The sequence below is a fragment of the Tepidiphilus succinatimandens genome (assembly GCF_006503695.1).
In the GTDB taxonomy this organism is placed as follows: Bacteria; Pseudomonadota; Gammaproteobacteria; order Burkholderiales; family Rhodocyclaceae; genus Tepidiphilus; species Tepidiphilus succinatimandens.
Window position 1 is genome coordinate 20,531 of the sequence record NZ_SBIK01000013.1, and the last position, 22,450, is coordinate 42,980.

Genomic DNA, 22,450 nt, shown 5'->3' on the forward strand with positions numbered 1-22,450 from the left:
CACCCACCCTCCAGTACCAGGTAGCGCTACGATCCGCTGGCGCAACCGATCTTTCGCCAGACCCTTCACTTTCCTGCCTTGGCCGGCTCCATCTGGCGCGTGATCCACCACTGCTGGGCGATCGACAGCACGTTGTTCGTGAGCCAGTAGAGCACCAGACCGGAGGGGAACCACAGGAACATCACCGTGAACACGATGGGCATGGCGAGCATCAGCTTCGCCTGCATCGGATCGACCGGCTGTGGATTGAGCTTCATCTGCACCAGCATCGACGCACCCATGAGGATGGGCAGCACGAAGTAGGGATCACGCATCGACAGATCCTGGATCCACAGGATCCACGGCGCCTGGCGCATCTCCACGCTGTTGAGCAGCACCCAGTAGAGCGCGATGAAGACCGGGATCTGCACCAGGATCGGCAGGCAGCCGCCCAGCGGATTGACCTTCTCCTCCTGGTAGATGCGCATCATCTCCTGCTGCATGCGCGCCTTGTCGTCGCCGTAGAGCTCCTTGAGGCGCTGCAAGCGCGGGGTGAGCGCGCGCATCTTGGCCATCGAACGGTAGCTCGCCGCCGACAAGGGGAAGAAGATCGCCTTGAGCAGCACGGTCACCAGCACGATCGCCCAGCCCCAGTTCCCCGTGAGCTTATGGAGCCAGGACAGCACCCAGAAAAGCGGCGCGGCGATCACCGTGAGCCAACCGTAATCGACCACCAGGTCGAACCCCGGTGCGAGCGAACCCAGCACGCTCTGCGTCTGCGGCCCTGCATAGAGACGGACGGATCCTTCCTTCGCCTCTCCCGGCGCCACCGCCCCCAGCGGCAGGATCACCCCCATCTGGAACAATCCTCCCTCCACCGGCCGGACATAGAACTCGCGCTGCACCCCCTCCTGCGGCAACCAGGCCGCGACGAAGTAATGCTGCACCATGGCGATCCAGCCATCCTGCGCGAGCCGCGGAAACTCCGCCTTGCCCTTGAGCACGTCCTCGAAATTGATCTTCTTGTACTTGCTCTCGGCGGTATAGACTGCCGGACCGGTGAACGTGCGAACCCCGAAGAGCGAGTGCTCCTCGGCCGGCAAACCATCGCGCAGGAATTGATAATAGGTCGACGCTTCGATCGGTTCCGTGCCCGCGTTGGCAACCTCGTGGCGCACCTCGACCAGATATTCACCGCGCTTGAAGCGCAGCACTTTGGTCACGAGCGCTCCATTGTCCGCCTGGGCCGTGAGCCGAACCTCCAGCACGTCCTGCCCTGGCGCAAGCCGCACGGCCTCGGCCGGCAGCTGCCATTGCGAACGATGGTTCGGCAGGCCCGCGCCGATCAGCCCCGACTGCACGCGATAGACGTGGCCGGCACGGCCATCGTCGAAGAGCACGAAGGGTTTGCTGCGGTCTTCGCGCGCGGCGTAGTCCTTGAACGCGAGGAAGACGATGTCGCCGCCACGCTCCGAGATCTCCGCGGTGAAGCGGTCGGTCTCGACCACCATGCGCCGCGCCTGCGCCTCTTCGAGCGCCCCGGAAGCCGGAGCGACGGCGGCCCGCTGCGACTGTGGCACCTCGCCCAGACCGGCCCCTTGCTGCGTTGCGACGGCTCGCTCGGCCTGCGGCTGCGGCACCGGCTGGTTGTGACGCAACCAGGCCTCCCACAGCATCACCAGCGAGAACAGAAACACCAACAACGGGATCAGGCGGCGTTGTTCCATGGAACCATCCTGGGAAAACGGGCAAAAGAATCGGCGAATTATGGCACAGGGTCGTGCCCGCCGGGATGAAAGGGATGGCAGCGCAACACCCGTCGCAGCCCCAGCCACAGGCCCTTCAGGGCCCCGTGGCGCTCGATCGCCTCCAGCGTATACTGCGAGCAGGTGGGATGGAAACGGCAGTTGCGCCCCAGCCAGGGGCTGATCGCCAGCTGATAACCGCGAATGAGCGCCATCAGGAGGCGGCGCATTTCCCTGCCTCCCGCACGAGCCGATCAAAGCAGGAAAGGAGATCCTCGCGCAGCATCCGGCGGGTGACCGCGACGATCGGCGCGCTCAGCCGCACCACCAGGTCGCAGGCCGGCAGCCGCCCCTTCTCGAGGCGAAAGGTCTCGCGCGCGATGCGCTTGACGAGATTGCGCTGATGCGCGCGCCGCACAAGTTTCTTCGCCACCACCAGCCCCAGGCGCGGGCGACCCAGCTCGTTGGGATTCCAGTGAACGGCAAAAAACCGCCCGCGGATCACCCGCCGCGCCGTGAAGACGCGCGAGAACTCGGACGGCTGGAGAAGGCGGTCGGCGCGACGAAAGCGCGCCCCCGCCTCGGACAGGATCTCGCCGCTCAAACGGCCAGGCGATGACGGCCCTTGGCCCGACGCGCCCGGATCACAGAGCGGCCGCCGCGGGTGCGCATACGCACGAGGAAACCATGGGTACGCTTGCGGCGGATCTTGGAGGGTTGATAGGTGCGTTTCATGGGATCACCTCGAACGGGAAAATCTCGTTATTTAACAGACAAGCGGAGGACATGTCAAGAAAAATCACAGAAGGCGAATCGGTTACACTGCGAGCATCCTGCACCTTTCTCCCCTATGCCCACTCCACCCTTACCCGCTCTCCCTCCCCTCACCGGCCTCATCCTCGCCGGCGGCCGCGGCACGCGCTTGGGTGGCGTCGACAAAGGACTGGTCGAACTGCACGGGCGACCACTCGTCGAGTACGTGCTCGAGCGGCTGCGGCCGCAGACCGGGGCAATTCTCATCAACGCCAACCGTCACCACGAGCGTTACGCCGCCTACGGCGTGCCGGTAATTCCGGACCTCGAAGGCGGGTTCGCCGGGCCGCTCGCCGGCATCGCCGCGGGACTCGCCACCGCCCGCACCGACTGGGTGGTCGTCGTCCCCTGCGATTGCCCCTTGCTGCCGTCCGACCTCGTCGCTCGGCTGTGGCAGGCGCGCTGCACCGCCGAGGCCGACGTGGCCGTCGCCCAAGCCGCGGGGCGGCTGCAGCCTGTCTTCGCACTCGTACCGGTCACGGCGCGCGCCGAGCTCGAACGCCGCCTGCGCGCGGGCGAGCGCAAGGTCGAAGCCTGGCTCAAGGCGCAACGCTTGGCCATCGCCGATTTTTCCGACGAAGCCGAAGCCTTCGTCAACGTGAATACCGAGGAAGAACGGCGTGCGCTGGAAGCGCGCCTTGTCTCGTTTCCTCGCCCTTTGCTATAGTGAGCCGACACGACCCCCTCAGGCCCACTCTCCATGCCGCCGTTTTTTCATAGGCTCAGTTTCCGCCTCCCGGCCATCTTCATTGCCTTCTCCTTGCTCGTCGCGCTGGCCAACGCATTCACTTTGTACGTTTCCTGGCAGCTCCAAGGTAGCGCCGCGGCGATCAACGACTTGGGCAGCGAACGCATGCGTTCATACCGCATTGCCTTTCTACTAACCCAGCGCGAACCCGGCGAAGGCAATGGCGAGAATCTCAGCGACCAGATCAGGGAAGAGATCGCCCGATTCGAAGAAGTTCTGAGTCGTCTCGAAGTCGGCGATCAGAGCCGGCCGCTGTTCGTACCGCCACGACCCACCATCCGACGGCAGTTGGCAGACATCCAAACCGCCTGGTCGGGGGAAATCCGTCCCGCCTTCGAATCACTCCTTACTATCCCTGCCGACCAGAGGCTCCACTACCTGCCGCGCTTGCGCCGTGCGCTCGACGGATTCGTCGGACGCATCGATGCGCTCGTCACCGATATTGAGCAGGCGAGTTCCCGCAACACGGCACTGCTCGGTAGCCTGCAACTGGGGCTCCTGGGCCTGGCGATCGGAGGGAGCGTCGCGCTCGTCTATCTCATCATTCTGCTCGTCGTCCGCCCCGTGCTCAGCCTGCAAGAAGGGGTGCAGCGCATGGAGCAGGAAGATTTTTCCGCCCGAGTACCGGTGGAGAGCGAGGATGAATTCGGCGATCTCGCCCGCGGTTTCAACCGCATGGCCGCCCACTTGCAAGATCTTTATGCCACGCTGGAGCAGCGCGTCGAGGAAAAGACGAGGCATCTAGAAAAAAGGACCCGCGAACTGACCCTGCTCTACGGCGTCTCTTCCTTTCTCGAGGAACCCAGTAACATCGAGACCCTATGCCGCGGTTTTCTGCAGGCTGTCCTGCCCGCCATGGGGGCCGACGCTGCTTCGATACGAATGATCGACCCTCAGACGCAGCAAATCCACCTGTTCGTACATGAAGGACTGCAGCCGGGGTTCGTTGCCAAGGAACGCTGTCTCGCACAAGGGGAATGCCTATGCGGCGCCAGCGCCTGGACGGGGCAAACGCTCGTCCAGTCTTTTCCGGCCCAGGGCGAACTCCCCTATGCCTGTGAGGCCGCTGGTTATCGTTCCGTATGGATACTACCCATCGCGGTGCAAAAACAGCGGCTGGGGCTCTTCAATCTCTATTTCCGCGAAGCAAGCGAACTCTCGCCCCAAGAACGGCGCCTGCTCGAAACATTAGTGCAGCATCTGGGAATCGCCATCGAAAACCGCCAGCTCGTCTCGCGCGAACGCGAACTCGCTGTGTCCGAGGAACGCAATCTCCTCGCCCAAGAACTGCACGATTCGATTGCCCAATCGCTCGCCTTCCTTAACTTGCAGGCCCAAATGTTGCGCCGATCAATCGAGAGCGGCGAGCGAGAACAGGCGCTCACCGAGCTGGCCCAGATCCGCGAAGGCATCCAGGAGAGCTATGACGACGTGCGTGAGCTCCTCGTCCATTTCCGCCTTCGCCCTGGTGCCAGTGAATTCGAGGAAACGGTGCGCTCGGCCCTCGAAAAATTCGAGGGTCAGACAGGGATCCACACCAATCTGCGGATTTCCGGCGCGGGCATGCCGCTCACCGCCGAGCAGCAGCTGCAGGTCCTGCACATCGTGCAAGAAGCGTTGTCCAATGTACGCAAGCACGCCGCTGCCAATGAAGTCACCGTGGAGATCCAGCGCGGCGAAACGTACCGCATCGAGGTTCGCGACGATGGTTGCGGCATCGATCCCCGAAGGCTGGAAGATGGTGAGGGCCACGTCGGGCTGAAGATCATGCGCGAGCGAGCGCATCGCATCGGTGCCACGCTGGACATCCTCTCGACACCGTCTGAAGGAACCTGCGTACGGCTGTTGCTGCCGTTACTTCAAAAGGAGGCTGCATGACGAAAAAGATCGGCGTCTTGCTCATCGACGACCACGCGCTTTTTCGCAGCGGCGTCAAGGCGCTTCTTTCCCGTCAGCCTGACATCGAGGTTGTCGGCGAAGCAGCCGACGGACTCGAAGGCATCAAGCGCTGCGCTCAGCTCCAGCCCGACCTCGTGCTGCTAGACCTGAACCTTCCTGGCCTGAGTGGGCGCGACACCCTCGCTTTGCTGCTCGAGGAGCATCCATCTTTGCCGATCGTCATATTGACAGTCTCGGAGGAATCGTCCGACCTGATGGACTGCCTCAAGTCGGGGGCCAAGGGCTATCTGCTCAAAAACATCGAAATAGACCAGCTCATCGACGGCATCCGACGTGCGGTGCGTGGCGAAGCCGTGATGTCACCGCAAATGACCGGCAAGCTCGTCGAAGGCATCCGGTACACCACGGCCAGAACGACCGCACCGCAGGCGGAACACGAAAAACTCAGTCCGCGCGAACGCGAGATTCTCGCCTTTCTTGCCCGTGGAGCGAGCAACAAAGAGATCGCCCGAGCCCTTGATCTCGCCGAGAGCACCGTCAAGATCCACGTGCAGCACATTTTACGCAAGCTGAATTTGTCCAGCCGGGTTCAAGCTGCCGTCTACGCCGTCGAACAGGGTCTGGCGGCCAAAGACCGAGCCTAGTCCTTTCGGCGTATCCCTTATCCTCCTTTTGCCTCGCCCTCTTTCACCTTCCGTGGAATGGAAGAGCCGAGCGCCGCACCCTACACTGCCTTCGTCGCTTGCATGATCGTCTTTTCCTTTCGGAACGGCGATTTCCACCACGGAGGCAGATCATGGCATCGCAAACCTACAAGCAGATCTCGGTCCTGAGCGCGAGTACCTTCGCTTTCACGATCTGCTTTGCCGTCTGGGTGATGTTCTCAATCATCGGGATTCCCATCAAGGAGACGCTGGGGCTCAACGAAACCGAATTTGGCTTGCTCGCCGCCACCCCCGTGCTCACCGGCTCACTGATCCGGCTGCCCCTGGGGATGCTCACAGATAAGTACGGTGGCCGCCCCGTCTTCATGGTGCTCATGCTCGTCACGGTAATCCCGATCTACCTGATCAGCCAAGCGACCGAGCTGTGGCAGTACCTCGTACTGGGGTTGTTCATGGGCTTGGCCGGCGGTTCCTTCTCGGTCGGCATCGCTTACGTGGCGCGCTGGTTCGACAAGAGCCGGCAGGGTTTGGCGATGGGCATTTTCGGGGCGGGCAACTCCGGCGCTGCGCTCACGAAGTTCGTCGCCCCCTCGCTGGTCGTCGCCTACGGTTGGCAGTCCGTGCCCAAGGTATACGCGGTTGCGATGCTCGTCACCGCCATCCTCTTCTGGTGTTTCACCTACACCGATCCTTCTCACCGGGTTCAATCGAGCATCACCTTCCGCGACCAGCTGCGTGCCCTCAAGGATCCGACCGTCTGGAAACTGTGCCAGTATTATTCCATCGTCTTTGGTGGCTATGTCGGCCTCAGTCTGTGGCTGACAAAGTATTACATCAATGAATATGGGTTCGACATCCGTACCGCCGCACTGCTGGCTTCCACCTTCGTGCTTCCGGCCGGCGTCATCCGTGCGCTCGGCGGCTGGCTCTCCGACCGTTACGGTGCTCACCCCGTCACCTGGTGGGTGCTTCTCATCTCCTGGGTGTGCCTTTTTTTCATGTCCTACCCTCAGACGGAGATGACGGTGCAGACGGTGAAAGGGCCACTGACGCTGCACATCGGGCTCAATCCGTGGGTTTTCACGATGCTGCTCATCGTGCTTGGCTTTGCTTGGGGCATCGGCAAGGCCTCGGTCTTCAAATACATCTCCGACCAATATCCCGAAAACATCGGCGTCATCTCCGGCATTGTTGGCCTCATCGGCGGATTGGGTGGATTCCTGCTGCCGATCCTCTTCGGGGTGCTGGTCGACCTTACCGGCTTGCGCTCGAGCATCTTCATGTTGCTGTGGGGCATCACGCTCGTGTCGCTCGTTTGGATGTATTGGACCGAGATCGTCCCTCGTCGGCGTAGCGAATCTTCCTTCACACCAACCCCTTCCTCCCGCTGAGCCTTTCAGGAGACTCCCATGACTTCGCGCGTATTGACCAACTGGAACCCGGAAGACCCGGTGTTCTGGCAACGGCAGGGCAGACGCATCGCGATCCGCAACCTGTGCATCTCCATTCCGGCCCTGTTACTCGCCTTCGCCATCTGGATGGTATGGAGCGTGGTGATCGTAAATCTGCCGCACATCGGTTTTCACTTCACCACCAACCAGCTCTTCTGGCTCGCTTCGGTGCCCGGGATTTCCGGTGCAACGTTGCGCATCTTTTACTCCTTCATGGTCCCCATCTTCGGCGGGCGTCTGTGGACGGCGCTGTCGACCGCCTCGCTGGCGATTCCGGCGCTGTGGATGGGCATTGCCGTACAGGATCCTTCCACCTCCTACGTGACCTTCTTGGTGATTGCGCTGCTGTGCGGCTTCGGCGGCGGCAACTTCGCCTCCAGCATGGCCAACATCAGCTTCTTCTTCCCCAAGTCGCTGCAGGGTACGGCGCTCGGGCTCAACGCCGGCTTGGGAAATCTCGGCGTGTCAGTGGCTCAGTTCGTCGTGCCGCTCGTCATCACTACCGCCGTGTTCGGAGCGCTCGGCGGCGGGCCGCAAACCTGGGTCAAAGGGGATGAGACGAAACTCATCTGGCTACAGAACGCAGGCTTCATCTGGGTGCCCTTCATCCTCGCCACGGTGATCGCGGCCTGGTTCGGCATGAACGACATCGCCTCGGCCAGAGCTTCCTTCGCCGAACAAGCTGTGATCTTCCGCCGCAAGCACAACTGGCTGATGTGTTGGCTCTATCTGGGCACCTTTGGCTCCTTCATCGGCTATTCGGCCGGATTCCCCATGCTCATCAAGACGCAGTTCCCCGGTGTCGACCCTCTGCAATATGCCTATCTCGGCCCGCTGGTGGGCGCCTCGAGCCGTCCGCTGGGCGGCTGGATCGCCGATAAGGTCGGCGGTGCCCGCGTCACCTTCTGGAATTTCATTATCATGACCATCGCTGGGCTCGGTGTGCTCGTCTTCCTGCCCAAAGGCTCGGCCAATGCTTTCGCCCTGCCCTGGGGACCGACCGAAGGCAGTTTCGCCGGATTCTTCACCATGTTCATGCTGCTCTTCTTCACTTCCGGCATTGGCAACGGTTCCACATTCCGCATGATTCCAGTGATCTTCCGTACCCTGCACGAACGCTGGAGCGCCGGCCAAGGAGAGCAAGCCAAGGCACAGGCAATGCGAAACGCAAGCAAGGAGGCGGCGGCAGTGCTCGGCTTCACTTCAGCGGTGGCCGCCTATGGTGCCTTCTTTATCCCAAAATCCTATGGTACCTCCATCTACCTCACCGGCGGAGCCGAGGCTGCTCTATGGCTCTTCATCCTCTTCTACTTAACTTGCATCGTCGTGACTTGGTGGTTCTATTCGCGCAAGAACGCTGAGATTCCCTGCTGACCCCTGTTTTTCGGAGAAACCCATGAGCCATTTTCTCGACCGACTGAAATATTTCACCCAAGAGCGCCCTGTCTTCGCCGACGGTCATGGCCAGGTGCGGGAGGAAGACCGGGCGTGGGAAGACGCCTACCGCATGCGTTGGCAGCACGACAAGATCGTGCGCTCGACCCATGGGGTCAATTGCACCGGTTCGTGCAGTTGGAAAATTTACGTGAAAGGCGGCATCGTCACCTGGGAGACCCAGCAGACCGACTATCCGCGCACACGGCCGGACATGCCCAACCACGAACCGCGCGGCTGTCCCCGCGGGGCGAGCTATTCGTGGTATCTCTATAGCGGCAACCGGCTGAAGTATCCCATGGTGCGCGGGCGGCTCATGAGGCTGTGGCGCGAGGCGCGGGAGAAGCTTGGTCCCGTGGAGGCCTGGGCGAGCATCGTCGAGGACCCGGTCAAGTCGCGGGCCTTCAAGTCGGTGCGCGGTCTCGGCGGATTCGTGCGGGCCACCTGGGACGAAGTGAACGAGATCATCGCCGCGGCCAACATCTATACGATCAAGAAATACGGCCCCGATCGCGTCGCTGGTTTTTCGCCGATCCCGGCCATGTCCATGGTCTCCTACGCCGCCGGCAGCCGTTATTTGTCGCTCATCGGCGGGGTGTGCCTGAGTTTCTACGATTGGTACTGCGACCTCCCCCCCTCCAGTCCTCAGACCTGGGGAGAGCAGACCGACGTACCGGAATCGGCAGATTGGTACAACTCGAGCTACCTCATCGCCTGGGGCTCGAACGTGCCACAAACACGCACTCCCGATGCCCACTTCTTCACCGAGGTCCGTTACAAGGGAGCGAAGACCGTGGCCATCACTCCCGATTATTCGGAAGTGGCCAAACTCTGTGACCTATGGCTGCCGGCAAAACAAGGTACCGATGCCGCCTTGGCGCTGGCCATGGGACACGTGATCCTCAAAGAGTTCCATCTTTCGGGCAAGAGCGAGTATTTCCGCGACTACGCCCGGCGCTATACCGACCTGCCGTTCCTGGTGCTGCTCAAGAAGAAGGGGGAGAGCTACGTGGCGGACCGGCTGGTGCGGGCTTCCGACTTCGCCGGCAAGCTGGGGCAGGAGAACAACCCGGAATGGAAAACGGTGGCGTTCGACGAATCGAGCGGCGAGCTGGCAGTCCCCCTCGGCAGCATCGGCTTCCGCTGGGGCGAGTCGGGCAAGTGGAACCTAGAGCAGAAGGACGCCCGCACCGGCAACGATATCAGCGCCCGGCTCACGCTGCTGGGGTGGCATGATGCGGTGGTGCCGGTGGCGTTCCCCTACTTCGGCGGGCGTCCCCACGAGCACTTCCCTCATAACCCGAACGACGAGGTGCTGCTGCGCAATCTCCCGGCGAAGCGGGTTGAGCTGGCCGACGGCGAGGCGCTGGTGGCCACGGTCTACGATCTCATGATGGCCAACTACGGCCTGGACCGGGGCCTCGGCGGCGCAAATGTGGCGACCTCCTACGACGACGACGTGCCCTACACGCCGGCATGGCAGGAGCGGATCACCGGCATCCCTCGCGACCGGGTGATCCAGGTGGCCCGGGAGTTCGCCGACAACGCCAACAAGACCCGGGGCAAGTCCATGATCATCATCGGCGCGGCCATGAACCACTGGTACCACATGGACATGAATTACCGAGCGGTCATCAACATGCTGGTGTTCTGCGGCTGCGTCGGACAGTCGGGGGGCGGCTGGGCCCACTACGTGGGCCAGGAGAAGCTGCGGCCCCAGACCGGTTGGACCGCGCTGGCGTTCGCCCTCGATTGGAACCGGCCGCCGCGACACATGAACTCCACGTCCTTCTTCTACGCCCACACCGACCAGTGGCGCTACGAGAAGCTCAAGGTGTCCGAGATCCTGTCGCCCCTCGCCAGCCCGGAGCAATACCGCGGCAGCCTCATCGATTTCAACGTGCGGGCCGAGCGCATGGGCTGGCTGCCCTCCGCTCCACAGCTTGCAGCGAATCCGCTGGAGGTCACCAAGGCTGCTGCAGCAGCGGGGATGGATCCCAAGGATTACGCGGTGAAGGCCCTTAAAGAAGGCAGCCTCAAGCTTTCCTGCGAGGACCCGGACAATCCGGTGAACTTCCCGAGGAACCTCTTCGTCTGGCGCTCCAACCTCCTGGGCTCTTCGGGCAAGGGGCACGAGTACTTCCTCAAGCATTTGCTGGGTACCCAGCACGGGGTGCAGGGCAAGGATCTGGGCCAGATGGACGAGGAAAAGCCGCAGGAAGTGGTGTGGCACGACCAGGCGCCCGAAGGCAAGCTGGACCTGTTGGTGACCCTGGACTTCCGCATGTCCACCACCTGCCTGTATTCCGACATCGTGCTGCCCACCGCCACCTGGTACGAGAAGAACGACCTCAACACTTCAGACATGCACCCCTTCATCCATCCCCTGTCGGCAGCGGTGGACCCGGCGTGGCAGGCCCGCAGCGACTGGGAGATCTACAAGGGCATCGCCCGCAGGTTCTCCGAGCTGGCGGTGGGGCACCTGGAGGTGGAAAAGGACCTGGTGCTTACGCCGCTCCTGCACGACACGCCAGCGGAGCTGGCCCAGCCCTTGGAGGTCAAGGATTGGAAGAAGGGCGAGGCGGACCTGATCCCGGGGAAGACCGGGCCGCAAATGACGGTGGTGGAGCGGGACTATCCCAATACCTACAAGAAATTCACCGCCCTGGGGCCCCTCATGGCCAGGTTAGGCAACGGCGGCAAGGGCATCGGCTGGAACACCGAGCAGGAGGTGAAAGGGCTGGCGGAGCTCAACTCCACGGTGGCCGAGGAGGGGGTGTCCAAGGGGCTGCCCCGGATCGAGAGCGACATCGACGCGGCGGAGGTGATCCTGTACCTCGCCCCCGAAACCAACGGGGAAGTGGCGGTGAAGGCCTGGGAGGCCCTGTCCAAGATCACCGGACGCAACCACACCCATCTGGCTCGCGGCAGGGAGGAGGACAAGATCCGGTTCCGCGACATCCAGGCCCAGCCGCGCAAGATCATCTCCTCGCCCACTTGGTCCGGCCTGGAGAGCGAGCACGTGTCTTACAACGCCGGCTATACCAACGTGCACGAGCTGATTCCCTGGCGCACCCTCACCGGGCGCCAGCAGCTCTACCAGGACCATCCGTGGATGCGGGCTTTCGGCGAGGCGCTGGTCGCTTACAAGCCGCCCATCGACACCAAGACGGTGCGCGAGCTCCTGGGCAAGCGGGGCAATGGCCATCCCGAGGTGGTGCTCAACTTCATCACGCCCCACCAGAAGTGGGGCATCCACTCTACCTACACCGACAACCTGCTGATGCTGACCCTGTCTCGGGGCGGCCCCATCGTGTGGATCTCGGAGGCCGACGCCCGCAGGGCCGGCATCGAGGACAACGACTGGATCGAGGCCTACAACTTGAACGGGGCGCTCACCGCCCGGGCGGTGGTGTCCCAGCGGGTGCCGCAGGGCATGGTCCTCATGTACCACGCCCAGGAGAAGATCGTGAACACCCCGGGTTCGGAAGTGACCGGCCTGCGGGGCGGCATCCACAACTCGGTGACTCGGGTGTGCCCCAAGCCCACCCACATGATCGGTGGCTACGCCCAGCAAAGCTACGGCTTCAACTACTACGGCACCGTGGGCTCTAACCGGGACGAGTTCATCATCGTGCGCAAGATGGCCAAGGTGGATTGGCTCGACCGGCCCCTTGCCGACGAAACCGCCTAAGGAGATCTCCATGAAAGTCAGAGCTCAGATCGGGATGGTGCTCAACCTAGACAAATGCATCGGTTGCCATACCTGTTCCGTCACGTGCAAGAACGTCTGGACCTCGAGGCCCGGTGTCGAATATGCCTGGTTCAACAACGTCGAGACCAAGCCCGGCGTCGGTTATCCCAAGGAATGGGAGAACCAGGACAAATGGCAAGGCGGCTGGAAGCTCGCCGAGGACGGCACACTTACGCCACGCATCGGTGGGCGCCTGCGTGTGCTCGCATCACTGTTCGCCAACCCCAACCTGCCGGAGATCGACGACTACTACGAACCTTTCACCTTCGATTACGAGCACTTGCAACAGGCACCCCTGTCGCAGACCTCACCCGTGGCCCGACCGCGCTCGCTACTTACCGGCCAGCGCATGGAGAAGATCAAGGGAGGGCCGAACTGGGAAGAATTGCTCGGCGGTGAATTCAGCATCCGCGCTCGCGACCGGAATTTCGCTGCGGTCCAGAAAGAAATCTACGGGCAGTTCGAAAACACCTTCATGATGTATTTGCCGCGCCTATGCGAACACTGCCTCAATCCTACCTGCGTTGCCTCCTGCCCCTCCGGCTCCATCTACAAGCGTGAGGAAGACGGGATCGTCCTCATCGACCAGAACAAGTGCCGCGGCTGGCGCATGTGCATCTCCGGCTGTCCGTACAAGAAGATCTATTTCAACTGGCAGACGAGCAAGGCGGAGAAATGCATTTTCTGCTATCCGCGTATCGAATCAGGCCAGCCGACGGTGTGCTCCGAGACCTGCGTCGGCCGCATCCGCTATCTGGGCGTGCTGCTCTACGACGCCGACCGGATCAAGGAGGCCGCTAGTTCCGCCGAAAAGGATCTCTATCCAGCGCAGCTCGGTGTCTTCCTCGATCCCTTCGACCCCAAGGTGATCGAACAGTCCCGCGCCGACGGGATCCCCGACGACTGGATCCGCGCCGCCCAAGCTTCGCCCGTCTATAAGATGGCCGTGCAATGGCAAGTAGCACTCCCCCTGCATCCCGAATACCGCACGCTACCGATGGTGTGGTACGTACCGCCGCTGTCTCCCATCCAGTCGGCCGCCAACAGCGGCCTGCTGCCGGACGATGGCCTGCTGCCAGACGTGTCGCGGCTGCGCATCCCGTTGCGCTATCTCGCCAACCTGCTCACCGCCGGCGATGTCGCCCCCGTGCAGCGCGCACTCGAGCGCCTGCTCGCCATGCGTGCCTACATGCGGGGCAAGACGGTCGAGGGCAAGGCCGATGCCGCGCTGCTGGAGCGTGTCACGCTCACCGAACCCCAGGTACAGGAGATGTACCGCATCCTTGCCATCGCGAATTACGAAGACCGTTTCGTGATCCCCACCACGCACCGCGAATACGCCGAGGATGCCTACGATCTGCGCGCTTCGTGCGGATTCAGCTTCGGCGACGGCTGTAGCGGCGGTCCCGACAAACCGAGCCTCTTCGGCGGGAAAAAACGGGTGATTCCTCTCAAGGAGATCAGCAAATGAAAACCTATCGCGCACTCGCCGCCCTGCTCGATTACCCCGATGAAGCGCTCCTCGAGGCACTGCCCGAACTCGCCGAGACGATAGAGAGCGAAGCGATCGTGCCATCTGCCGAGCGGGCGCGGCTCCTTGCCTTCCTCGGCCAACTGCAAGGCAGCGATCTGATGGCCCTGCAGGAACACTATGTCGAGCTTTTCGATCGCAGCCGGGCATTGTCGCTGCACCTCTTCGAGCACATCCACGGCGAATCCCGGGATCGAGGTCAGGCGATGGTCGAACTCAAACAGATCTATGCCAGTAAAGGGCTCGAGCTCTCTGCCCGGGAACTGCCGGACTACCTGCCGGTGCTGCTCGAATACCTCTCGCTGTGCAAACCTCGAGAAGCCGCCAAGCTCTTGGGGGAAACTGCCCACGTGCTGGTCATGATCCACGCCGCACTTGCGCGTCGCCGAAGTTACTATACCAATGTATTCGCTGCGCTCCTGGCCGCCGCGGGCTTGGAGGCGCCGGAGGAAGAAATGGAAGCGACCTCGCCCGACGACACTCCCGAAGCGCTCGATGCCGCATGGGCCGAAACCCCCGCCTTCGGCCCACGAGCCGGTGCGGCACTCTGCGGTGCCCCTTCCAGCTGGCAATCGCCTTCCCCTCGTCCCCCCGCCGGTTGCTGATCGCTCCTCAAGGAGAAGACCATGAGCTCTCTACACCAATTCCTGTTCGGCACTTATCCTTATATCGCCTCGGCAATCTTCCTGTTCGGAAGCCTCGTGCGCTTCGATTATGCCCAATACACGTGGAAGAGCGACTCCTCGCAGCTGCTCAAACGCGGTCAATTGCGCTGGGGCAGCAACCTCTTCCACCTCGGCATCCTCTTTCTCTTTCTCGGCCACCTCGTCGGTCTGCTCACACCCCATTGGGTCTATGAACCCTTCCTCGAGCCAGCGCACAAGCAGCTGCTGGCGATGGTCTCTGGAGGAATCGCCGGGACGATGTGCATGATCGGGTTACTTCTTCTGATCCATCGGCGCCTGACCGAGCCGCGCATCCGCGCCAACAGCAAGACGATGGACTTCGTCATCCTCTTCTGGATCCTCTTGACGCTCTCGCTGGGGCTCACGAGCATCTACGTCTCGGCCGGGCATTCCGACGGCAGTGTGATGCTGGCGCTTTCCGACTGGGCACAGCGCATCGTCACCTTTCGTCCCGGGGCCGCTGCGGCAATCGCCGAAGCCCCATTCGTGTTCAAGCTTCACCTTTTCTGCGGCATGACGCTGTTCCTGCTCTTCCCCTTCTCCCGCCTCGTACACATCTGGAGCGGATTTGGCTCCGTCGCCTACCTCGTCCGCCCCTACCAGATCGTGCGCACCCGCCGCCTCGGTCGAGAGGAAACGCAGTGAGCATTTCCTATGCGAGGCGGTTTTCGCCTCGCTCACCCCTGCCGCTGCCACGTCCCCGAGCGCCCGCCGCTTTTGTGGACCAAACCGACGTCGGTGATGCGCATTCCCTTGTCGATCGCCTTGCACATGTCGTAGACCGTGAGGAGCGCCACCTGCACTGCCGTGAGCGCTTCCATTTCCACGCCGGTGCGCTCGCGCGTCTCGGCCCGGGCGCGGCAGCGCACCGCTACGCGATCCGGTACCGGCTCCACCTCCACTTCCAGGTGCGTGAGCGCCACCGGATGGCACAGCGGCACCAATTCCCAAGTGCGTTTCGCGGCCATGATCCCGGCGATGCGCGCCGCCGCCAGTGCGTCACCTTTTTTCAGGTTGCCCGCTACGAGCGCCGCGAGCGCTTCCGGCGACATTTCGAGGTATCCTTCGGCAATCGCGACCCGATGCGTCTTCTCCTTCTCCCCGACGTCCACCATGTGGGCGGCGCCGGTGGCAGTGAGGTGCGGCAAATCGGCCATGACAACTCCCAAAACGCGATGTTCGTGACCCCACGATGATACAGGAGCCGCCGCGATGGACACCCGAGCCCCGGCCACCCCGCCCCTGATCGACCGCTTCGGCCGACACGTCACCTACGTGCGCCTGTCGGTGACGGACCGCTGCGACCTGCGCTGCGTCTACTGCATGAACGAGCAGATGACGTTCCTGCCCAAGGCGCGCATCCTCACCTTGGAAGAGATGGCGCTGATCGGCCGCGCCTTCGTCGAGCTGGGCGTGACGAAACTGCGCATCACCGGAGGCGAGCCCCTGGTGCGGCAAAACGTGCTTTCGCTCTTCGCCGAACTGGGCAAACTCCCCGGTCTGAAGGAACTCACGCTCACGACCAATGGCTCCCAGCTCGCCCGCCACGCCGCCGCGCTGCGCGAGGCCGGCGTGCGCCGCATCAACGTGAGTCTCGACAGCCTGCGCCCCGAGCGCTTCCGCGCCATCTCGCGCGTGGGCAGCCTCGACAAGGTGCTCGAAGGAATCGAAGCCGCCCGGCGCGCCGGATTCGAAGCGATCAAACTCAACGCCGTGCCGATGCGCGGCATCAACGACGACGAGATCCTCGATCTGGTCGAATTCGCCGCCGAGCGCGACTTCACTGTCTGTTTCATCGAGGAAATGCCGCTCGGCGAGATCGACGGGCACGATCGGCGCACGAGCTGCGTGCCCAGCGACGAAGTGCGCGCGCGCATCTCGGAGCGTTACACGCTGCTGCCCACCGTCGAGCACACCGGCGGCCCGGCGCGCTACGAGCGCATCGCCGAGACCGGCACCCTCGTCGGCTTCATTTCGCCGCACAGCCACAACTTCTGCGACAGCTGCAACCGCGTGCGCGTCACCACCGAAGGGCGGCTCCTGCTGTGCCTGGGGCAAGAGCACTCGGTCGACCTGCGCCGGGTGCTGCGTACCCACCCCGGAGCACTCGAACCGCTCAAGGAAGCCATCGTTGCCGCGATGGCGATCAAACCCAAGGGGCACGAGTTCGATCTCACCGCCAAGCCCGTCCTCTTCCGCCACATGAACGCCACCGGCGGCTGACGAAGGGGGATCTCCAATGAGCGAACGAGCAACCGAGCTCCTCGAAGCGCTGGGCGCCCGGCGCGGCATCCTCGCCGCCGTTGGCGCAGGCGGCAAGAAGACCTCGCTCTACCAGATCTTCGCCGCCCACCCGGGACGCGTGGCCCTCACCACCACCACCTTCATCACCTCCTTCGGCCCGGAACTGGGTGCTGAGATCCTCGTCGCCCCCGAAGACGAACTCGAAGAAAAGGTACGCGCAAGCCGCGGGCGGAAAGTGGCCTATGCCACGCCCTCGGACAAGCCGGGGCGGGTAGCAGCGGTGTCCGGTGCGCGCATCGACCGGCTGCACCGCGAAGGCAGGTTCGATCTCACGCTGGTGAAGGCCGACGGCGCCCGCTCGCGGCTCCTCAAGGCCCCGGCGCCGCACGAACCGAGCCTGCCCGAAGCGACCGACACGGTGCTCCTCGTCCTCTCGCTCCAGGCGCTGGGACAGCCCCTCTCCGAGGCGATCGCGCATCGCCCCGAGCGCGTCTCCGCCCTCACCGGACGCGCCCTCGGCGAGCCGGTGACCATCGCCGACTTCGTCGCGCTCTACACGCATGAAAACGGGCTATTGCAAGGCACATCGGGAAAACGCGTGATCCCCGTGCTCAACATGGTCGACGACGATCGCCTCCTGCCCGCTGCCCGCGCGATCGCCGCGGCGACGCTTGCCGCCTGTCCGCGTTTCGAGCGCTTCGTGCTCACGAGCCTCAAACAGCCCGGCTACCTCGTGGAGGTCGTGCTGCGCTGAAACGCCTCACTTCAAATTCCCCGAAAGGAACTGCTGCAGCCGCTCGCTGCGCGGGCGCGCCAGCACTTCGCGCGGGTTGCCCTCTTCCTCGACCAGCCCCTGGTGCAGGAACATGACGTGCGTGGACACCTCGCGCGCGAAGCCCATCTCGTGCGTGACCACGATCATGGTGCGGCCCTCCTGCGCGAGGTCGCGCATCACTTTGAGCACCTCGCCGACGAGCTCGGGGTCCAGCGCCGAGGTCGGCTCGTCGAAGAGCATCACCTCTGGCTCCACTGCCAGCGCCCGGGCGATCGCCACGCGCTGCTGCTCGCCGCCGGACATGTGCGAGGGATAGGCGTTCTTGCGGTGCGCCACGCCGACCTTGGCGAGGTAATGCTCGGCGCGCTCGATCGCCTCCTTTTTTGGCACGCCCAGCACGTGTACCGGCACCTCGATCACGTTCTCCAGCGCGGTCATGTGCGACCACAGGTTGAAATGCTGGAAGACCATGGCCAGGCGCGAGCGGATGCGCTGCAGCTGCTTGCGATCGGCCGCGCGCAGGGTGCCGTCCTTGGCCGGCACGAGCCGCAATTCTTCGCCGTCGAGCACGATGCGCCCGGCGTTGGGCTGCTCGAGCAGGTTGATGCAGCGCAGCAGGGTGCTCTTGCCCGAACCGCTCGAGCCGATGACGCTGATGACGTCGCCGGCGTCGGCCTTGAGCGAAACCCCTTTGAGGACTTCGTGCGCCCCATAGCGCTTGTGCAAATCGTCGACTTCGAGTTTGACCATGAATGGTTCGCCTTGCGGATCGGGTCTGGCGACAGGAAAATGGTTCAGCGACGCTGCGGCCGCAGGTGGGCGAGCCAGCGGCGCTCGGCGGCCTTGAAGAGCTGCAGCAACAGGAACGTGAGCACGAGATAGAAGGCGCCGGCGGTGAGGTAAGCCTCGAAGGGCAGGAAATACTGCGCGCTGATCGTGCGCGCCACGCCGGTGATGTCGGCGAGCGTCACGAGCGAAGCCATGCTGGTGGCGTGCAGCATCATCACCACTTCGTTGCTGTACTGCGGCAGCGCCCGGCGCAGCGCCGAAGGCAGGAGGATACGCCGGTACATCTGCAGGCGCGACATGCCGGCGGCGCGCGCCGCCTCGATCTCACCCGGCGGGGTGGTCTTGAGGCAACCGGCGATGATCTCCGCGGTGTAGCCGGAAGTGTTGATGGCGAACGCCAGGCAGGCGCAGAAAGTGGCGTCCGACAGCCAAGGCCAGAAAAGGCTCGCGCGCACGGCCTCGAACTGCGCCACGCCGTAATAGAGCAGGAAGAGCTGCACGAGCATGGGCGTGCCGCGGATCACGTAGGTATAGAACCAGACGGGCAGGTTGAGCCAGGGCGAACCCGACACCCGCATCAGCGCAAGCGGCACCGCCCAGACGAAGCCCACGGCGAGCGACACGAAGAGCAGCTGCAGCGTGACGCCCACGCCGTGCAGGAACTGGGGCAGATTCTCCCAGATGACGGAAAAATCGAGGATCACAGCTGCACTTCCCGTACGCCCAGGGAGAACCGCTTCTCGATCACGCGCAGTGCGAGCAGCGACACGCTAGTGATCGCCAGGTAGAGCGCCCCGGCGAGCAGCAGATAGGTGAAGGGCTGGCGCGTGGCGTCCCCCGCCTGCTTGGCGTGGAACATCATGTCCGGCAGGCCCAGCACCGACACGAGGGCGGTGGACTTGATGAGCACCAGCCAGTTGTTGGCGATGCCGGGAATCGACAGGCGCACCGTCTCCGGCCACAGGATGCGGCGGAACACCTGCCAGCGACTCATGCCGTAGGCGAATCCGGCCTCCACCTGCCCTTTGGGGATGGAGAGGAAGGCTCCGCGGAAGGTCTCCGACAGATAGGCACCGAAGATGAATCCCAGGGTGGCCACGCCGGCGGCGAACGGGTCGATGTCGATGTAGTCTTCGTGACCGACGAGCGCCGCGGCGCGATTGACGAGATCCTGACCGCCAAAATAGACCAAAAGAATCATCACCAGATCCGGGATGCCGCGGATCACGGTGGCGTAGGCTTCACCGAGCCAGGCAAGCGGGCGCAGCGGCGAGAGCCGCGCTCCCGCCCCCGCGAGCCCCAGCGCCACGGCCAGCGCCATGGAGCCCAGCGCCAGGTGCAGCGTCAGCCAGCTGCCTTCGACGATGGTGAGCCAATAGCCGCCGCTCATCGCCCATCTCCCATGGGCTCATTCGCCATAGATGTCGAAATCGAAGTATTTCTTCGCGATTTGCTGGTACTTGCCGTTGGCGCGGATCGCGTCGATGGCGGCGTTGAATTTCTCCACCAGCGCCGTGTCGCCCTTGCGCACCGCCACGCCGATACCCTCGCCGAAATACTTCCGGTCGGTGAAGGCCGGCCCCACCGTGGCGAACCCTTTACCGGCATCGGTTTGGAGAAAGCCGAACTGGATGCTCACCGCGTCGGCGAGCGAAGCGTCGATGCGCCCGGCGACGAGGTCGAGGAAGACTTCTTCCTGCGATGCGTAGCGCACCACCTCGATGCCGGCCGGGGCGAAGACGTCGGTGGCATAGCGGTCGAAAATGGTGGCGCGCTGCACGCCGACTTTCTTGCCCTTCAGATCGACCAGGGGATCCTTCACCTCACTGCCCGCCTTCATCACCAGGCGGCCGGGGGTGTAGTAGTATTTCTTGCTGAAATCGACCGATTTCTTGCGCTCGTCGGTGATCGACATCGAAGAGATCACCGCGTCGATCTTGCGCACCTTCAGCGCAGGGATCAGGCCGTCGAACTCCTGCTCGATCCACTGGCACTTGACCTTCATCTCCTCGCACAGGGCGTTGCCGATGTCGTAGTCGAAACCGGCGAGCTTGCCCTCGGGCGTCTTGTAGGCGAAGGGGGGATAGGCGGCTTCGATGCCGATGCGCAAGGGCTTGTCCTCGGCCATCGCCGCACCCGAAGCGAGCGAGCATAAGAGCGCGCCGAACAACAAGAAGAGCTTTTTCATGACCGGCTCCTTCACAGGGAGGTGTGGAAAAAACGCATCGATGCATCGATCGATGTCACGCCCGTAAGTTTCCCGCCGTCGGCCGAAGAAGGGCCTCAGGGGATAAAGGCCGCTCATTTTACCAATACCTTGGCTTGGGCTGCTGCGTGCGCCGCGATTTCGCCCATCCTGTGGATAACTCCCCTTTCGGCGTGGACGGGTTAGAATACCCCCTCGAGCATCGTCAATCCATCCAGAGGGCTTTCCTTGAGTCACGAAGCGTGGACCGCCTGCTGCGAGCGTCTGCGTGCCTCGCTGCCGGCGCAGCAATTCAACACCTGGATCCGCGCCTTGAGCGCCGAACCCGAGGAAGGCGGCGAAGGGGTGCGGCTGCGCGTGCTCGCCCCCAACCGCTTCATCCTGCAGTGGGTGCGCGAGCGCTATTGGCCCAAGATCGCCGAGCATCTCGCCGAGCTCGGCATCGCCCAGGCCGAACTGCAGCTGGGCGCGGCGACCAAAGGGGGAACGCCGCCGCGCCCCTCCCGTGCCGCATCCGCCGAAGTCCCTTCATCGACCGACGCGACCGAGACGCCCGCGGCGGCGGCTCAGGAATCCCCCCCTGCTGCGTCGCCGGCAGAGGAGAGTTCCACCGAACCCAAGCCCAGGCCCGGTCGCAGCGCCCCGAAACGCCGCCCTCTGCCGCTTGCCGAGGACGTCGCTCCTTCCTCGACCCTCGAAGCCCTCTACGAGCGCACGCGGCTCAACCCGGCGGCGACCTTCGACACCCTGGTGACCGGCCGCGCCAACGATCTGGCCCGCGCCGCGGCCATGCAGGTGGCGCACAATCCGGGCGCCTCCTACAACCCCCTTTTCGTCTACGGCGGCGTCGGCCTGGGCAAGACCCACCTCATCCATGCCATCGGCAATGCCATTTTCCGCACCGACCCGCGCGTGGTGATCCGCTACGTGCACGCGGAAGATTACTATGCCGACGTGGTGCGCGCCTACCAGCAGAAGAGCTTCGACGCCTTCAAGCGCTACTACCGTTCGCTCGACGTGCTGCTCATCGACGACATCCAGTTCTTCCAGAACAAGGCGCGCACGCAGGAAGAGTTCTTCCACGCCTTCAACGCCCTCACCGAGGCGCACAAGCAGATCGTCATCACCTGCGACACCTACCCCAAAGACATCCAAGGGCTGGAAGACCGGCTCATCTCGCGCTTCGACTGGGGCCTGACGGTGCAGATCGAACCGCCCGAGCTCGAGATGCGGGTGGCCATCGTGCAGAAGAAGGCGCAACTGCTGGGCGTGCAGGTGGGCGACGACGTGGCCTTCCTGATCGCCAAGAACCTGCGCTCGAACGTGCGCGAGCTCGAAGGCGCGCTCAACAAGGTGGTGGCCTTCGCCAACTTCCACAGCCAGCCGATCACGCTGGAGCTGGCCAAGGAGGCGCTCAAGGACATCCTGCACGCCTACAACCGCCAGCTCAGCGTCGAGCACATCCAGAAGACGGTGGCCGACTACTACAAGACCAAGGTCGCCGACATGCACTCGAAGAAGCGCACGCGCGCGGTGGCGCGGCCGCGCCAGGTGGCGATGTGGCTCGCCAAGGAGCTCACGCCGCTGTCGCTGCCGGCCATCGGCGAGGCCTTCGGCGGGCGCGACCACACGACGGTGCTGCACGCCTACCGCACGATCAACGAGCTGCGGCTGACCGACCCCCAGCTCAACCACGACGTCCACGTGCTGCTGCAGGTGCTGCGCGGCTGA

21 protein-coding genes are annotated in these 22,450 nt (G+C 63.5%); 12 read left to right on the top strand and 9 right to left on the bottom strand.

The features are described 5' to 3' along the window. Positions 1 to 65 precede the first annotated feature (65 nt). The 4 genes from yidC to rpmH are packed head-to-tail and all read right to left on the bottom strand — an operon-like array spanning position 66 to position 2,459. Positions 66 to 1,706 carry a membrane protein insertase YidC gene (gene yidC, locus EPD82_RS08705; RefSeq protein ID WP_055423069.1) on the bottom strand — a complete coding sequence of 547 codons (1,641 nt, stop codon included), beginning with the start codon at positions 1,704 to 1,706 and terminating at the stop codon, positions 66 to 68. A gap of 38 nt (positions 1,707 to 1,744) precedes the next feature. Beyond that, positions 1,745 to 1,954: a membrane protein insertion efficiency factor YidD gene (yidD, locus tag EPD82_RS08710; protein ID WP_055423068.1), complete on the bottom strand. Its 210-nt coding sequence runs from the start codon at positions 1,952 to 1,954 to the stop codon at positions 1,745 to 1,747. Then, complete coding sequence (gene rnpA, locus EPD82_RS08715; RefSeq protein ID WP_206202258.1) at positions 1,939 to 2,328, bottom strand: ribonuclease P protein component; 390 nt, start codon at positions 2,326 to 2,328, stop codon at positions 1,939 to 1,941. Before rnpA ends, yidD begins: the two co-directional genes overlap by 16 nt. Beyond that, positions 2,325 to 2,459 (bottom strand): 50S ribosomal protein L34, encoded by a 135-nt coding sequence (rpmH, locus tag EPD82_RS08720; protein WP_028875239.1) that lies wholly within the window; start codon positions 2,457 to 2,459, stop codon positions 2,325 to 2,327. Before rpmH ends, rnpA begins: the two co-directional genes overlap by 4 nt. 115 nt (positions 2,460 to 2,574) lie before the next feature. Between rpmH and mobA the strand changes: the two genes are divergently transcribed. From mobA to narI, 9 genes are all read left to right on the top strand, one after another. After that, positions 2,575 to 3,204 (top strand): molybdenum cofactor guanylyltransferase MobA, encoded by a 630-nt coding sequence (gene mobA / locus EPD82_RS08725; protein ID WP_141056433.1) that lies wholly within the window; start codon positions 2,575 to 2,577, stop codon positions 3,202 to 3,204. Between the two features lie 33 nt (positions 3,205 to 3,237). Beyond that, a complete protein-coding gene (locus tag EPD82_RS08730) occupies positions 3,238 to 5,163 on the top strand; it encodes a type IV pili methyl-accepting chemotaxis transducer N-terminal domain-containing protein (RefSeq protein WP_141056434.1) in 1,926 nt (641 codons plus the stop codon). Further along, entirely contained in the window at positions 5,160 to 5,828 is a 669-nt protein-coding gene (locus tag EPD82_RS08735) for a response regulator (protein ID WP_055423065.1), read from the top strand. The genes EPD82_RS08730 and EPD82_RS08735 overlap by 4 nt, the downstream gene beginning before the upstream one ends. A gap of 152 nt (positions 5,829 to 5,980) precedes the next feature. Beyond that, the gene (locus EPD82_RS08740) at positions 5,981 to 7,240 is read left to right on the top strand and encodes an MFS transporter (RefSeq protein ID WP_141056435.1); all 1,260 of its coding nucleotides are present in this window, start codon (positions 5,981 to 5,983) and stop codon (positions 7,238 to 7,240) included. A gap of 18 nt (positions 7,241 to 7,258) precedes the next feature. Continuing rightward, entirely contained in the window at positions 7,259 to 8,674 is a 1,416-nt protein-coding gene (locus EPD82_RS08745) for a NarK family nitrate/nitrite MFS transporter (protein ID WP_141056436.1), read from the top strand. A gap of 22 nt (positions 8,675 to 8,696) precedes the next feature. Then, positions 8,697 to 12,428 (top strand): nitrate reductase subunit alpha, encoded by a 3,732-nt coding sequence (locus EPD82_RS08750; protein ID WP_055423062.1) that lies wholly within the window; start codon positions 8,697 to 8,699, stop codon positions 12,426 to 12,428. A 10-nt stretch (positions 12,429 to 12,438) separates the two neighbouring features. Then, positions 12,439 to 13,959 carry a nitrate reductase subunit beta gene (gene narH, locus EPD82_RS08755; protein ID WP_055423061.1) on the top strand — a complete coding sequence of 507 codons (1,521 nt, stop codon included), beginning with the start codon at positions 12,439 to 12,441 and terminating at the stop codon, positions 13,957 to 13,959. Continuing rightward, positions 13,956 to 14,624, top strand: coding sequence for a nitrate reductase molybdenum cofactor assembly chaperone (narJ, locus tag EPD82_RS08760; RefSeq protein WP_072247912.1), 669 nt, complete (start codon positions 13,956 to 13,958; stop codon positions 14,622 to 14,624). Before narH ends, narJ begins: the two co-directional genes overlap by 4 nt. A 21-nt stretch (positions 14,625 to 14,645) precedes the next feature. Beyond that, positions 14,646 to 15,350 (top strand): respiratory nitrate reductase subunit gamma, encoded by a 705-nt coding sequence (gene narI / locus EPD82_RS08765; protein ID WP_055423060.1) that lies wholly within the window; start codon positions 14,646 to 14,648, stop codon positions 15,348 to 15,350. A gap of 32 nt (positions 15,351 to 15,382) precedes the next feature. Here narI and moaC read toward each other — a convergent pair whose 3' ends face one another. Next, on the bottom strand, positions 15,383 to 15,862 hold the full coding sequence (gene moaC / locus EPD82_RS08770) for a cyclic pyranopterin monophosphate synthase MoaC (protein ID WP_141056437.1): 480 nt from the start codon (positions 15,860 to 15,862) through the stop codon (positions 15,383 to 15,385). Between the two features lie 55 nt (positions 15,863 to 15,917). Here moaC and moaA point away from each other — a divergent pair, with 55 nt between their 5' ends. Together moaA and yqeC are read left to right on the top strand one after the other, a co-directional pair. Continuing rightward, positions 15,918 to 16,928, top strand: a complete 1,011-nt coding sequence (moaA, locus tag EPD82_RS08775; protein WP_141056438.1) for a GTP 3',8-cyclase MoaA — start codon at positions 15,918 to 15,920, stop codon at positions 16,926 to 16,928. Between the two features lie 16 nt (positions 16,929 to 16,944). Further along, positions 16,945 to 17,703: a selenium cofactor biosynthesis protein YqeC gene (gene yqeC / locus EPD82_RS08780; RefSeq protein ID WP_141056439.1), complete on the top strand. Its 759-nt coding sequence runs from the start codon at positions 16,945 to 16,947 to the stop codon at positions 17,701 to 17,703. Positions 17,704 to 17,709: 6 nt separating this feature from the next. On the opposite strand, the gene EPD82_RS08785 is transcribed toward yqeC, so the two are convergent. The 4 genes from EPD82_RS08785 to EPD82_RS08800 are packed head-to-tail and all read right to left on the bottom strand — an operon-like array spanning position 17,710 to position 20,701. Next, a complete protein-coding gene (locus EPD82_RS08785; protein ID WP_028875250.1) occupies positions 17,710 to 18,474 on the bottom strand; it encodes an ABC transporter ATP-binding protein in 765 nt (254 codons plus the stop codon). Between the two features lie 44 nt (positions 18,475 to 18,518). Next, the gene (locus EPD82_RS08790; protein WP_141056440.1) at positions 18,519 to 19,217 is read right to left on the bottom strand and encodes an ABC transporter permease; all 699 of its coding nucleotides are present in this window, start codon (positions 19,215 to 19,217) and stop codon (positions 18,519 to 18,521) included. Then, a complete protein-coding gene (locus EPD82_RS08795; RefSeq protein ID WP_055423054.1) occupies positions 19,214 to 19,903 on the bottom strand; it encodes an ABC transporter permease in 690 nt (229 codons plus the stop codon). The genes EPD82_RS08790 and EPD82_RS08795 overlap by 4 nt, the downstream gene beginning before the upstream one ends. An 18-nt stretch (positions 19,904 to 19,921) precedes the next feature. Then, positions 19,922 to 20,701, bottom strand: coding sequence for an ABC transporter substrate-binding protein (locus EPD82_RS08800; protein WP_055423053.1), 780 nt, complete (start codon positions 20,699 to 20,701; stop codon positions 19,922 to 19,924). Positions 20,702 to 20,947: 246 nt separating this feature from the next. Here EPD82_RS08800 and dnaA point away from each other — a divergent pair, with 246 nt between their 5' ends. Then, on the top strand, positions 20,948 to 22,450 hold the full coding sequence (dnaA, locus tag EPD82_RS08805) for a chromosomal replication initiator protein DnaA (protein ID WP_055423052.1): 1,503 nt from the start codon (positions 20,948 to 20,950) through the stop codon (positions 22,448 to 22,450).